Origin of the sequence: Thalassotalea nanhaiensis (assembly GCF_031583575.1) — a bacterium.
Lineage (GTDB): Bacteria > Pseudomonadota > Gammaproteobacteria > Enterobacterales > Alteromonadaceae > Thalassotalea_A > Thalassotalea_A nanhaiensis.
In genome coordinates this window covers 1,618,912-1,632,125 of the sequence record NZ_CP134146.1, presented here as the reverse complement: position 1 = coordinate 1,632,125, position 13,214 = coordinate 1,618,912, and the positions used below count along the sequence as shown (strand labels likewise).

Annotated in this window: 13 protein-coding genes; 5 read left to right on the top strand and 8 right to left on the bottom strand. The window is 37.4% G+C overall.

Going from position 1 to position 13,214, the window contains the following annotated elements:
• Positions 1–28: 28 nt before the first annotated feature.
• From dapB to RI845_RS07200, 3 genes are all read right to left on the bottom strand, one after another.
• Positions 29–829, bottom strand: a complete 801-nt coding sequence (gene dapB, locus RI845_RS07210) for a 4-hydroxy-tetrahydrodipicolinate reductase (RefSeq protein ID WP_348389059.1) — start codon at positions 827–829, stop codon at positions 29–31.
• 131 nt (positions 830–960) lie between these two features.
• The gene (locus tag RI845_RS07205; protein ID WP_348389058.1) at positions 961–1,575 is read right to left on the bottom strand and encodes an FKBP-type peptidyl-prolyl cis-trans isomerase; all 615 of its coding nucleotides are present in this window, start codon (positions 1,573–1,575) and stop codon (positions 961–963) included.
• A 119-nt stretch (positions 1,576–1,694) separates the two neighbouring features.
• The gene (locus RI845_RS07200; protein ID WP_348389057.1) at positions 1,695–2,552 is read right to left on the bottom strand and encodes a M48 family metallopeptidase; all 858 of its coding nucleotides are present in this window, start codon (positions 2,550–2,552) and stop codon (positions 1,695–1,697) included.
• Between the two features lie 137 nt (positions 2,553–2,689).
• Here RI845_RS07200 and RI845_RS07195 point away from each other — a divergent pair, with 137 nt between their 5' ends.
• Entirely contained in the window at positions 2,690–4,576 is a 1,887-nt protein-coding gene (locus RI845_RS07195; RefSeq protein WP_348389056.1) for a DUF885 domain-containing protein, read from the top strand.
• 275 nt (positions 4,577–4,851) lie between these two features.
• Here RI845_RS07195 and RI845_RS07190 read toward each other — a convergent pair whose 3' ends face one another.
• Positions 4,852–5,058, bottom strand: coding sequence for a cold-shock protein (locus RI845_RS07190; RefSeq protein ID WP_348389055.1), 207 nt, complete (start codon positions 5,056–5,058; stop codon positions 4,852–4,854).
• A gap of 202 nt (positions 5,059–5,260) precedes the next feature.
• A complete protein-coding gene (locus RI845_RS07185) occupies positions 5,261–6,166 on the bottom strand; it encodes an FAD:protein FMN transferase (protein ID WP_348389054.1) in 906 nt (301 codons plus the stop codon).
• A gap of 152 nt (positions 6,167–6,318) precedes the next feature.
• Here RI845_RS07185 and RI845_RS07180 point away from each other — a divergent pair, with 152 nt between their 5' ends.
• A complete protein-coding gene (locus RI845_RS07180; protein WP_348389053.1) occupies positions 6,319–7,557 on the top strand; it encodes a retropepsin-like aspartic protease in 1,239 nt (412 codons plus the stop codon).
• 22 nt (positions 7,558–7,579) lie between these two features.
• Here the strand turns inward: RI845_RS07180 and RI845_RS07175 are convergent, their stop codons facing one another.
• Both RI845_RS07175 and RI845_RS07170 read right to left on the bottom strand, forming a co-directional pair.
• Positions 7,580–7,849, bottom strand: coding sequence for a hypothetical protein (locus RI845_RS07175; protein WP_348389052.1), 270 nt, complete (start codon positions 7,847–7,849; stop codon positions 7,580–7,582).
• A gap of 133 nt (positions 7,850–7,982) precedes the next feature.
• A complete protein-coding gene (locus tag RI845_RS07170) occupies positions 7,983–8,873 on the bottom strand; it encodes a LysR substrate-binding domain-containing protein (protein WP_348389051.1) in 891 nt (296 codons plus the stop codon).
• A 70-nt stretch (positions 8,874–8,943) separates the two neighbouring features.
• Between RI845_RS07170 and RI845_RS07165 the strand changes: the two genes are divergently transcribed.
• The 3 genes from RI845_RS07165 to RI845_RS07155 all read left to right on the top strand — a co-directional run bounded on the left by RI845_RS07165 (position 8,944) and on the right by RI845_RS07155 (position 11,237).
• Positions 8,944–9,366 (top strand): YeeE/YedE family protein, encoded by a 423-nt coding sequence (locus RI845_RS07165; protein ID WP_348389050.1) that lies wholly within the window; start codon positions 8,944–8,946, stop codon positions 9,364–9,366.
• A gap of 2 nt (positions 9,367–9,368) precedes the next feature.
• Entirely contained in the window at positions 9,369–9,800 is a 432-nt protein-coding gene (locus tag RI845_RS07160; RefSeq protein ID WP_348389049.1) for a YeeE/YedE family protein, read from the top strand.
• Between the two features lie 780 nt (positions 9,801–10,580).
• Positions 10,581–11,237, top strand: coding sequence for an NAD(P)H-binding protein (locus RI845_RS07155; RefSeq protein WP_348389048.1), 657 nt, complete (start codon positions 10,581–10,583; stop codon positions 11,235–11,237).
• A 16-nt stretch (positions 11,238–11,253) separates the two neighbouring features.
• Here RI845_RS07155 and RI845_RS07150 read toward each other — a convergent pair whose 3' ends face one another.
• On the bottom strand, positions 11,254–13,203 hold the full coding sequence (locus RI845_RS07150; protein ID WP_348389047.1) for a helix-hairpin-helix domain-containing protein: 1,950 nt from the start codon (positions 13,201–13,203) through the stop codon (positions 11,254–11,256).
• Positions 13,204–13,214 lie beyond the last annotated feature (11 nt).

Genomic DNA, 13,214 nt, shown 5'->3' with positions numbered 1-13,214 from the left:
TGCTCAAACCGCTAAAACGGATAGTTATCTATTTCAATCCAAGTACATCTTGCATGTCAAAAAATCCATTTGGTGCATTTTTGAGCCATGTAGCTGCACGCATTGCACCAAGCGCAAATGTCATTCTTGATGTAGCTTTATGAGTAATTTCTAAGCGTTCACCAAGATCAGCAAAAAATGCAGTGTGCTCACCGATAATATCGCCGGCACGTACAGTGGCAAAACCAATAGTATCTTTGGCTCGTTCTTCAGTTATGCCTTCACGACCGTATACTGCAACTTTGTTTAAATCACGATTTAATGTGTCAGCAATTACTTGCCCCATTTTCATTGCGGTACCTGATGGTGCGTCTTTTTTAAAACGATGGTGAGCTTCAAAAATTTCAATGTCACTGTCATTGCCGATGGCTTTTGATGTAATTTCTAATAACTTAAACAGTAAGTTAACGCCAACGCTGGTGTTAGGTGCTAACACTACCGGTATATCTTTACCAAGTTGTTGTAACTCACTTACCTCATCGTCATTGAAACCTGTAGTACCAATGACAATAGCCTTGTTATTATCATTACACCACTTTACGTGCATTTTTGTAGACTCGATTGATGTAAAGTCGATAAACACATCAGCAGCGACTAAGTCATTAAGATCTGAGGTTACGGGGCAATTTTTATGCCCTAAACCACAAAGTTCACCTGCATCTACACCGTTTAAACTTGATGACTGACGAACATAACCGCCTACCAATTCAATTTTTTCATGCTCTAGTGCAGCTTGTAATAAATTTCGACCCATACGGCCGCCACAACCTAAAATGGCAACTTTTGTCATTTTTAATTCTCTTCTTGTTATTAAACATTTTTGCAATACCAACTTACCAACCGGTATTGCAAAAGTGTTTACGTTAGAAACGTGAGTTTCTTTTACAAAAAAGCCGGGAATACCCGGCTTTTTCAATAGAATTAAACGATAGCTAAAAGCTCAACGTCAAATACTAGTGTAGCATAAGGAGGGATTGCACCCTGTGAGCCACGCTCACCGTATGCTAAGTTGAATGGTACGTGTAAACGCCATTTTGAACCAACAGACATTAATTGTAATGCTTCAGTCCAACCAGCGATAACGCCACCAACTGGGAATTCAGCCGGTTGACCACGTTCAACAGAAGAGTCAAACACATTACCGTCAGTAAACGTACCGTGGTAATGACAGCTAACAGTGCTAGCTGCAGTAGGCTTTTCGCCTTCACCAGCAACAAGTACTTCATACTGAAGACCTGACTCAGTCACGATAACGTCTTCACGCTTAGCATTTTCTGCTAAGTATGCTTCGCCTGCAGAAGCAGCTTCTTTGGCTAATTCAGCTTCTTGTGCTTGTAGTTTTTCAGACACAACAGTGAAAGCAGCTTGTAAGTCTTCTTGACTTACTTGGCTAGCAGCATCAGCTAAAGCATCAGCAATACCGGCCTGTACAGCGGCAACTTCAAAGTCTTTAAAAGGGTTGTTACGTAACTGCTCACCTAACTGGCGGCCAACGCCGTAACTTACGCGTTGTTCAATACTTGTAAAATCAGACATATTTCTTTCTTGTTCGGAATAAATTCGGCGGCAAGTTTAGCATAGTAAAGGCCATTACTGTAGAGGTTATCCCTAAAAAACAAGCTATTTTTTTAGGGATTTTAAAAATTAATTAGTGTTTAGCCTTTTTTCGAATCACCCTCGTCTTTGCTTGCAGGTTTTGTTTTGCTTTTGGGTTTTGGAATAACTGGTTTGATACAATCAGGGTTAGCGTTTCTCTGAGCGTACAATGGCTCTGAAAATTGCAGATGCTTAGTTAATCCAGAAATTCGAGTTTGATTAGAGGGATGGGTAGAGAAAAATTCTGGCGGCGCGTCTTTACTTAGTTTTGCCATATTTTGCCATAATTTCACACTTGCTCTTGGATCAAAGCCTGACTTTGCCATTAACTCTTGACCAATAATGTCAGCTTCAGATTCATGCGCCCTACCGTATGGCATTAAAAGGAGGTATTTCATACCAACAGCAGCTCCGGCTACGACTAGTGCTTTGTTATCGACATCACTCGATGCGGCTGCAGCGCCGGCAACAACTAAAGCACCTTTTGATAATTGGTCTGACGATAATCGCTCATTCGAATGTTGCGCAATTACATGACCAACTTCATGGCCAATTATAGCGGCAAGTTGGGCAGCATCCTCAGTCACATTCAATATGCCAGTATAGACTCCTATTTTTCCGCCAGGTAATGCAAAAGCATTAATTTGCTCGGAATCAAATACAACAACTTCCCACTCACCTTTATGTACCGTCGATTTAACATTGGGGGTAATCGCATTAGCAACACATTGAACAAACTGATTAACATTTTTGTCCTTGCTGATGGCTTCTTGTTCTTTCATTTGCTCAAATGATTGAGCTCCCATCTTATCTAGTTCGCTGGATGAATGCAGAAGGACCTGCCTCCTGCCCGTTGGCGATGTGCTACAAGCAACTAAAGTGAAAATGGTAATAGTAATTAAAAGTGCATACTTCATATGTGAGCGTCTCGTCTTTTATTTGTTTATCGACTCTACTTTTATTGTAAAAGTTTCATCAACACAAACAAAGTAAAATTATATAACTTATTAAAATTATTCAGTTAAACTATTTATATTAATAGTTAACAGGCGAAATGATGAAATTAGTATCGGTTATATTTATCCCATTAACACTGCTTTGCATGAGTTGCTCTGATCAAGAGCAAATCATTACCGTAGTTGAAACTAAGCAAAAGCCAAAAATAGAAGTGATCACCTCCATTGCTGAGCCAGAACAAATCTCACTTTATGAAACAATCGATATATCAACAAAAGTATTTTTTAAGTATAAACCGCAATTTGCCTCGATGGTTGGCATTACAAATGCTGATGTCGGCTTTTATTATCAAAACCAACTCGATAGTTATGACATCGAAACAACAAAGCAATTTAAACAAGACTTAGCAAAAACAGCTAACGCTTTAACGAATCTCGCAAGTAATCACGAAGACGTTGATGAAGATAATCGCCGGGTAATGGCTAACTTATTTGGCTACTTTGCAGGCTCTCCTAAACATGATATTGGCTTTATTGATTCATACTTTGGTCATCAGCCATTTATTATTAGTCAAATAAATGGCCCTTTAATCGATACCCTTTTTACATTCACCAACGGTGAAACAATCAACTCAATTGCAAGTGCTAATGATTATATTAACCGTTTAGAAGGTTTTGCAGAGCAAATTAAAGAAGTTGAACAAGTATTTATTAAAGACAGTCAACAAGGCTGGATCCCACCAGCGGCCATCATTAAATCCAGCATCGAATATTTAACCGGTTATACCGACGTTGCTGTTAAAAATAATACCTTACTTACTCACTTTAGTGATTCATTAGATAAAGCACCGCAAATCAACGCTGCAGATAAAAAGCAATTTATTAGTAAAGCGCAAACTATACTTGCAAATAAAATATACCCAGCATTTATCCAAGTAACAAATACCGTTAAAGGAGTACAAAGCAAAGCCCCTACTTCTGATGGTATTTGGGCTCAGCCAGGTGGCGAAGAATTTTATCAATATACAATTAAAACTCAGGGTAATTCAGATTTAACGGCTGATGAAATTCATCAGTTGGGCCTTAAGGAAGTCTCCCGAATTAGTGCCGATATGGATTCAATATTACAACAATTTAACTATACACAAGGCAGTGTTGCTCAGCGATTAATAGCACTGGCAAAAGAACCAAGGTTTTCCTATTCAGATACAGAGCAAGATAGAGAACAAGTCATTATAGATTTAACCGCTCAAATTGACGCGATAAATAAAATTATGCCCACACAGTTTAAAACGCCAATCAGCTATAACGTCGAAGTGAAAGCGTTCCCTCGAGAGGTTGAAGAAGGTAATTCTGGCGGTCAATATACCAACCCCAGTTTAGATGGCTCAAAACCGGGAATTTTTTGGATCAACTTAAGAGATATTGAAAACTTGGCTAAATTTGACCTGCCAACGTTAACATTTCATGAAACAAATCCGGGTCATCATTGGCAAGTATCGCTGAATATGGCTCAAACAAAACTGCCATTACTAAGAAAATTTGCCGCTTATAATGCCTATGTAGAAGGCTGGGCTTTATATGCTGAGCAAGTTGCTTATGAAATGGGGATGTATGCGCAAGATCCGTATAGCAACCTAGGGCGTCTAAAGGCTGAAATATTTAGAGCCGTACGCTTAGTCGTCGATACCGGTCTGCATCATAAAAAGTGGACCCGTGAACAAGCTATCGCTTATATGATTGAACATACCGGCGCGCCACATTCAGAAGCAAAAGCTGAAATAGAACGTTATATGGTTTGGCCAGGACAAGCGCTGGGCTATAAATTAGGTATGCTAAAAATACTTGAACTTAGAGCGCAAGCAGAAAAGCTACTCGGTGAGCGTTTTGATATCAGTGAATTTCATGATGTTGTATTACTCAATGGTGCTTTACCTCTAAGTATATTAGAACAAAAGGTAAACGACTGGATTGCTGAACAGTAAAGACTAAAAAATGGGGCACTAGAGACGAGAAACGAAGTTCATAGAACCCCCTTAGTTAACCCTCCCTTTTTCCATCCATGGTACGGGAGGATAAGCACTTCCATGAAGTTACAAATCTTTTGCCATCCCTGGCGATTTGCATTCCTTCATCCCTGAAGTTACAAATCTGTTGCCATCCCTGGCGATTTGCATTCCCTCATCCCTGAAGTAAAAAACGCCCAACACATAATGTGATGGGCGTTTTTATAAATACTAAATGTAAGCTTTAATTTAAATTAAAGTGGAATCACATTAGTAGCACATGGTCCCTTCTGGCCTTCGCCTTCAGTGTACTCAACAGATTGACCGTCGTTAAGTGTTGCGTAACCGCCGCCACTTTGGATTTCTGAATGGTGAACAAATAAATCTTTGCCGCCATTTTCAGGAGTGATAAATCCGAAGCCTTTATCGGCGTTGAACCATTTTACTGTACCTTTACTCATATTCTTCTCTTTAATTTAAATTGTATTAATTTACGCGTTGTTCAGAACTTTCATTATAGCTGTTAAAAACGGCTTAGTGTGAAAATACATGATTTTTATCAAATAAAAAAGTTTTTTATTGAAAAAACAAAGTTTTATCTACTTAAAAATGTAACCAATTATGGGTTAATTTGCAAATAAAACAATGAACTCAGCCATTCTACTACCAAACGCACCAGTGATCTATTTCTTGTTCATTTAAATATTGTTCAGCGTTCTTACCTTGCAACAATGCAAGTGTTGCGATAAACCCTGCCTGTATGCAGTTGGGCGCTGCAACCGTTATAGATTTTGGCCCATTTAACACTGACCAACCTGTTTTTGGATCTAAAACATGTGAATAACGTTGCCCATTATTTATTAAGTAGCGCCTGGCGTCGCCACTGGTTGCAATTGCACCAGAGCTAATTGACACAAGCAGCGGCTGTTTATTTTCAAAGCCAGGATGCTCTATGCCAACATTCCAAGGTTGACCTGAAACTTGCCTTCCTGTTACCGCGATATCACCACCAAAGTTAATGAGCACAGGGCTACTCGTTATATTCTTAGTAAGTTGTAAACTGGTATCGACAGCATACTCTTTACCTAGTCCGCCTAAATCAATTTCCATTCCTGGTTTAAGGGTGATCGAATCTTCTGTTAATACAACTTTATCAAAGCCAACATTAGGCAATAGCGCATTTATTTTGCTTTGTTTAGGAATATTCGCACTACCATCAAAATTCCAAGCTTGGCGTAAAACCCCAGAGGTAATATCAAATGCAGCATCACTAATAATAAAACATTGCTTGGAAAATTCGAGTAACTTAAAGGTTTCAGTATCTATTACTACAGCATGCCCATTACTTGCATTTATTTTTGAACAAGAACTCGACGCTAGGTATCGGGAGAATTTATCTTCAATACGCCATGCCTCATTTGCAACCGTTTGTGCAACTTGTTCGGCTATAGCTTTATCGACTGAATTAATGAGTATTTCACAAGGACTGGCCATCGCATCAAACTTAGCTTTAAAACCAAATTCAGTAGAATAATAGTGAAGACTTCTTTTATGTTTAATTTGATGCATAGAGTATTTAAAGTCTGTTATTTAAAATCAAAGGCTTACTTTAATGAGTATTACACTTTACTATAGGGATTATTAGAAAATAACACTAGTCAATTTACTGCGTTTCATCAATAAACAGTTAATAACTTTTGTTCATTTACGAAGGATTAATTTTGAACGTTAAACTCGTTGTTCTACTAAGTATTTTGTTAACTATATCTATTGGTACCAACATCTATTTATTAAAAAAAATGGATGTACAAACGCTGACACAAGAAAGTTCTTTCAGGCATACAGAGCATAATACCAGCGGACAACACAACACCGATGCTATTAGTGGTTCTATTAACACCTCTGACACCGATAAAAACGCCCAGTTATCGGTTAAAAGTAACTCTCAACTCACTGACCAGCAATCTCAGGAACTTAATTTATTAATTGCTAAAGCTGAGCAATTATTTTTTGCCAATCAATTTATTGCCGCAATAGACCACCTAGAACAAATTGCAGTCATCAACCAAACAAGCAGTGATTTAATAAATGAGCAATGGTTAGCTGTTGGCGAACAATGGGTATCCAAACGAAAATTTAGTTTGCTAAGCAGTTTTTTGCAGGCATATTTAGCGCGTTTTCCCGTAGATGAGCAGTGGCTACAGCTTAAAATAGAATGGCTTATTGCAGTGAATAAGCCAGAAGAAGCAATATCTTTATATTATCAGTTAATTGCTAATGCATTTAATCAAGATAAAGAAGAAATATGGAGTCATCAAGCCCATAAGGTTTTTCAACAATATAGAAATGAATTAAAAATTCAAAAAGCATGGCAACGCATCATTAACTTTTCTAAAGCAATTATCGCGAATGAAGTTGACTACCCACCCTATCAAATTGCACTCGCTGAAGCCTACATCCATCTTAACGAAATAGACACAGCGATTAATTATTTAGAAAACATTAAGTTTCCAGAAAAGTATGTTAGCGAAATTAACGCATTGAATACATTAATCGACTCAATTATTCTATCCGAAGAAGGTGTAGCATTAAATCAACATGGCCAACATTTTATTGTTGAAGCAACATTTAACAACCAACATACTTCGCACCTGATGATTGATACCGGCGCATCTTTAACGGTGATATCCACAGCATTTTATCAGCAACTCATTCGCAGTGATTCGATTGAAACAAAACGAAATTTAAACATCAACACCGCAGGAGGTAATAAGGCCGCGTTCTCAATAATCATCGATGAGTTTTGGATTGCAGGCAGAGCGGTATATGATTTTGAAGTTGTTGTTATGGATTTAGATGGTCTAAACAAAGCTGATGGTTTATTAGGGATGAACTTTTTACAGCATTTTAAATTTGAAATTGATCAACAAAATGCACTGCTATTTTTAAGTCCACACTAAGTACTCAATCAACGTGCTGCAGTTAGGCCGCACGTTGTTCCATTTGCTCAACAGGTTTTGTAAGCGGTAATACTTTGTTGGTTAAATATTGTTGTTTTTCTTGTAACAACAATACGCCCACTAATTTAAAGTCCACATATTTGGCTATTATCGCCAAAGTTAAACTTGCTAATGGCAGGTACAATAAAGCATATAATATTTGCCATTGAAAAGTTACTTCGATAATTAATGGTGTTGCTACTATGATTGAAGCGATTACACGATAAAAGGTTATTTGGCTGCGAGTGATCATTTTCCTGTCCTTACACTTTGTTGGTAAGGCTAATAATAGGAATAGAACGATATTTTGACAAAAGGATAATATTCACTCTATAGATGAATTAAATTCACCCATAAGATTTTAAAAACAAACCTGTTTTGTTATTTTAATTTTCTAGTGCAGGGAATTTTTCCAACCAATCTAAAAAGCAGTGTATTTCATGTCGGTCCTTATCTTCTTTACGATAAACTGCGTAAAGTGATAAAGCATACTGCGAAGTAATACCAAATGGATTAATAAGTAACTTTCGTTCTAATAATAAGTTTTCAATAGGGATCATGGCTAAAGCTAAACCTAACCCCTGTTCTGCTGCTTGTAAGGCTGTATCATAGTTACTAAAGGTTAACTTATGCTTCAATGCTAAATCATTAATATCAAATCTAGTAGCCCAGGTTTGCCAAACATTGTCCATGTTAGACAAATCGATAAGCGGCACATCACCTAATTGTGACAAATCAGTTAAGTTATATTTTTTAGCAAAACCTTCTGTGCACACTGCAGCAATTTGAATATCCATTAACTTTCTAGCTTCAACACCTTCCCAATCTCCATGCCCAATTCGGATCGCTAAATCAAAATCTTCATATCGTAAATCAGCAACGCTCATTCCTGTTTCTATTCTAATATCAATATCATCATGAGCTTGTTGAAAAGAGTTCAGTTGTGGGATGATCACATTGGCAGCCATGGTTGGAAACGTTGAGATTTTAAGGCTGGGTGACAAGTATTTACTCTTAACGGATTTCGTCCCCTGTTCGAGTAGGGCTAATGATTGTTGGACATAGTCTAGATATATTTTTCCTGCTGCATTAACTTTAACCCCGCGAGACTTGCGAATAAAAAGCTCAAATCCAATAAACTCCTCCAATGATTTAATTTGATGGCTTACCGCTGATGGCGTAATAAACAGCTCCTCACTGGCAAGTTTAAAACTTTCCAATCTTGCTGCGGATTCGAAAATGTTAAATAAATGCAGTGCAGGTAGTTTTCTAGACATAATAAGTTAAAATGATAAAGTATAGATGAATTAAACTATACAATAACAATTAAAACTCAGTAGGTATAGCATGACAGAATTTACTCCTTTTACCGCGTTAATTGGCGGACTAACTATCGGTTTTTCAGCGCTACTGCTTATATTGCTAAATGGTAAGATTGCCGGCATTTCAGGTATATTTGCGCAAGTATTCAGTAAATACCCTATCACATTAAGCTGGCAGGTCTTTTTCATACTCGGATTAATTATTGGACCTTTATTGGTCATGCCCTTTGGCTTTTCTTTACCTCAACAAATTGATCTTAGTTGGCCAGCGATTATCACCGGTGGTTTTTTAGTTGGCTTTGGCTCACGCTATGGCTCGGGTTGTACAAGCGGCCATGGAATTTGCGGCATAGGACGATTCTCAAAACGTTCAATTGTTGCAACAATAATTTTTATGAGTTCAGCAATCATTACCGTTTATCTGATTCGCCACATCTTTGGAGCCTAACGATGACATTACCAAATGACACATCAATAAATAAGCTGGTTGCTTTAATTTGCGGCTTAATCTTTGGGGCAGGTTTAACAGTTGCGCAAATGGTTGACCCACAAAAGGTAATCAATTTTCTTGATATTTTTGGCCAATGGGATGCTAGTTTAGCCTTCGTAATGGGTGGTGGATTAATTATTTATATTCTCGGCTACCATTTACTTGTTCGACGAATGACAAAGCCTATTGCATGCAATACATTTGACTTGCCCTCTAATAAGAAAGTAGATAATAAACTAACCATTGGTGCAGCAATTTTTGGCATTGGCTGGGGTGTTGCAGGAATTTGTCCAGGACCAGCCTTAGCTAACCTAAGTCTTGGAAACGAAAAAATATTAGTCTTTATACTCATTATGTTTGTCGGCATGTTCGTTGCTAAAAAAGTAAACTAGATTAATTTATTCGCTCAAATAATAGATTTTTGACGCTGTTGATAACTAAGTTTAATTGTTAAATACAGCGCCAACATTTACATTTATTAAACTATTACCCTGCTTAACAAATTGCTTTATTGTACAAATTAAATTTCAACATTCGTTAAAGTCCTTATTTTTATTGGCTTATTCTTGATAATTAAAACACCAGCTCTAACTGACAAGCATTTCGTAGTAAACATTTAAGGCAAACACTCCACAACGCCTTTAACTTATGGCCTGTAGCAATATACAGTATTATGTATAATTAAAGTTCAAATATTAAAAACTGTGCCAATTATTTTTTAACTTTTCGTTCAAGTTATTTATTTTATCAGCAACTTCAATTATTCATTTTTGTTGAATATTATGCAAAACACCCAATCTTGTTAAATCTAGAAGCGCTATTAATTGCCCACAACACCTGTGGATAACCTTGTGCACAATTTCATATCCCCTTATAAAATGGGGACTATAAGGTAAGCCATGATTTACAATTACAGAATTTTGTAAGATTACATAACAGTTACATAATAATTACAGTAGTTAAGTTAGCTAAATAAAAAGTTTTGCACAGAAACAGTGGATAACTTTTCGCACCCCTTATTTTTATTGCCCTTAAAATTTGCAAGCACTTTTTAATAAAAAATTTATAAAAATTTCACATGAATTTTCATTCATTCTTTAATTAAAAATTAGTCTAAAAATGCTATTCTTTACTTCAAAATAATATAAAGAAAATATGAAAGAGTATTCTCGATGAAATCAGTTTTACTATTTGGTGCTTCAGGTCTCACAGGCCAACATTGCTTACAACTATTGTTAGAAAATAGTCACTATAATCGTGTTGTTATTGCCGTCAGGAGTTATTTAGACATTGAACATGAAAAACTTAGCCAAGTAATTGTCAATTTTGATGACATAAATAGTAACGAAGATTTGTTCGCCGTAGATGAAGTGTTCTGCTGTTTAGGCACAACAATCAAAGAAGCAGGCAGTAGAACGGCATTTACTAATATAGATCATAACTTAGTTGTTAATATTGCTAAATTAGCCAAAAAGCATGCCGTGAATAAGTTTTTAGTGATTAGTGCATTAGGAGCAAACCCTAAGTCCAAGTCATTTTACAACCAGACAAAGGGTAAAATGGAGACCGCAATAAAAACATTAAATTTAAATACGACCTTCGTGTTTAGACCAAGTTTATTATTGGGCGAGCGAAAAGAGTTTAGGCTGCTAGAACACTTTACAGCCATTGCTTGTAAGGTGTTCTCATTTGTATTTATCGGTCCACTAAAATCGGTAAAACCTATTGAAGCGTTTGTGTTGGCTAAGGCAATGATAACAGTTGCAAATAAAGAAACCGCAAGTAAATCATTTCAAGTAATAGAAAATCAAGCCATTAAGGATGTGTAATCAAGTTGATTCATCACTAATTGTTCGCCAATAATTCAAGGTACTCTTGCTCAGACAACACAGTTACCCCTTTATCTTTAGCTGCGTTGATTTTATTGGCACCAACTTTTTCGCCGGCAACAAGGTAAGAGGTTTTACTTGAGACCGATTTAGCCACTTTTGCACCTAGTGCTTTGGCTTGTTTTTCCATATCGCCACGAGAGCCCTGTAGCATAGTGCCGGTGAATACGAGAACCTTACCAAAAACTGGAGTTTCAACCGCTGCTTGTTCAGAAACCTTAGTTGTTATGGCTAAGTTAAAGTTTAATGATTTAACCTTAAAGTATTCTTCTCTGACGTTTTCTAATCCTTCAACAATAGCTTCAGCACTAACTTGGGCAAAACCATCGAGTTTGACTAAATCTTCAACACTGGCAGCAAAAAGCTCATCTAGGGAATGATGCTGTAACAGTTTCTCACAATTTCCGCCAGCAAGCCTACTTACACCAAATGCAGCAAGAAATCGCCAATCCTCTATTTCTATCTCTCTGCTTGCTGTTAATTGGTCAACTAGGTTTTGGGCGGTTTTGTCACCAAAGCCAAAGCCGACAAAATTATTTTTTGCAGCATCATAGATTTCATGGATTCGTTTGAGTCCATGTTCATGCAGTTTTTCAATAACTTTTGGCCCAAAACCATCGTTATTACCCAACGTTTTAAAAAAGTGAACTAAGGTGTTTTCTGTTTGTGCTGGGCAGTCAGTTTTATTCGGGCAAACTAAATGATCAGACTCCCATAAAATATGAGTACCACAACTAGGACAATCTATCGGTAGTTCGGGTGTTACCGAAGTTATTACTTTTTCAATTTTAGGAATAACCAAGCCACTCCTAACCAGTTGCACAACAGCTCCTGGACCAACGCCATTGGTTTTAACCATATTATAATGATGCACAGTTGCGCGGCTAATAGTTGCCCCGCTCAATTTTGTTGGCTCTAATTCAGCAACCGGAGAAACCCGCCCTGTTCTTGATGTTTGCGGGATCACCCTAAGGACTTTAACCTCTGCTGACTCATCATTCACTTTAAAGGCGATCTGCCAGCGATGGTGGTGTCTTGTTGCCCCCATATGCTGCTTTATTTCATCATTAGTTACTTCAAAAATAACACCGTCAATATCATAATCAACCGCATTCCATATGCGCTCAACAATGGCTTCAAAATCGCTCAATACTTCGCTGTAATGTCCAGTCCAATTGGTAATTAATGAAAACGGATAAAAGACACAAGCACCGGCATCTATCGCTGTTTGCACGGCTTTATCAACTTTCTTCTCAGCAATGATTGCGGCCTGAATATTCCTGGAGTTTTCAAAGCTATCACTTAACACACTGTCAAAATAACTTTTTTTGATCACAATTTCGCCAGGTCCCTGCCCTCGGCCGCCTTGTTCAGCAACTTTGAGACCGCGGTTAAATGCTCTGGTGATATCTTGTCCGCGGCTACCATCACCACGAGTATATAGTTTAGAGCCATCATCAAAAGCGGCATAGCCATCAAGTTTTGGAGTAACTCTAATGTCTATTTTTGAATCATCAATACTAAGTTCACCCGCTGCTTTGAGTAAGCGCTCTATCCACTTTTTAATTTCTTCAAATGAATAGGCTTTGTCTGTAGACAGCATCTTCTGGGGCAGTGCAACGGTTTTACTATCAATTACAACTTCGGGTTCAACCGTGTTCAAAAATGAGTGTTCTGGCTCTCTATTTTTTAATTCTTGCAAGTAAACAGTATCATAAACCTGATCATCAATAATCGGTTGGCCCGAGCGATATAGAGCATTAGCAGTTTCAAGCACAGTTAATAGATTGTTCAGTGATAATTGACTTACGTCTTGCTCATTAAACAATGACACTACAACAGAAACGTCTTGCGACAGGTTTAGTTGCTCAATGATCGATAATTGCTTTGTATTAAAATTTAACATTAGGTTTTACT

Coding starts and splice junctions, on each gene's coding strand:
- RI845_RS07205 (WP_348389058.1), bottom strand. CDS start 1,575: ATGTCTGATTTTACAAGTATTGAACAACGCGTAAGTTACGGCGTTGGC.
- RI845_RS07185 (WP_348389054.1), bottom strand. CDS start 6,166: ATGCATCAAATTAAACATAAAAGAAGTCTTCACTATTATTCTACTGAA.
- dapB (WP_348389059.1), bottom strand. CDS start 829: ATGACAAAAGTTGCCATTTTAGGTTGTGGCGGCCGTATGGGTCGAAAT.
- RI845_RS07150 (WP_348389047.1), bottom strand. CDS start 13,203: ATGTTAAATTTTAATACAAAGCAATTATCGATCATTGAGCAACTAAAC.
- RI845_RS07170 (WP_348389051.1), bottom strand. CDS start 8,873: ATGTCTAGAAAACTACCTGCACTGCATTTATTTAACATTTTCGAATCC.
- RI845_RS07195 (WP_348389056.1), top strand. CDS start 2,690: ATGATGAAATTAGTATCGGTTATATTTATCCCATTAACACTGCTTTGC.
- RI845_RS07190 (WP_348389055.1), bottom strand. CDS start 5,058: ATGAGTAAAGGTACAGTAAAATGGTTCAACGCCGATAAAGGCTTCGGA.
- RI845_RS07160 (WP_348389049.1), top strand. CDS start 9,369: ATGACATTACCAAATGACACATCAATAAATAAGCTGGTTGCTTTAATT.
- RI845_RS07200 (WP_348389057.1), bottom strand. CDS start 2,552: ATGAAGTATGCACTTTTAATTACTATTACCATTTTCACTTTAGTTGCT.
- RI845_RS07165 (WP_348389050.1), top strand. CDS start 8,944: ATGACAGAATTTACTCCTTTTACCGCGTTAATTGGCGGACTAACTATC.
- RI845_RS07175 (WP_348389052.1), bottom strand. CDS start 7,849: ATGATCACTCGCAGCCAAATAACCTTTTATCGTGTAATCGCTTCAATC.
- RI845_RS07155 (WP_348389048.1), top strand. CDS start 10,581: ATGAAATCAGTTTTACTATTTGGTGCTTCAGGTCTCACAGGCCAACAT.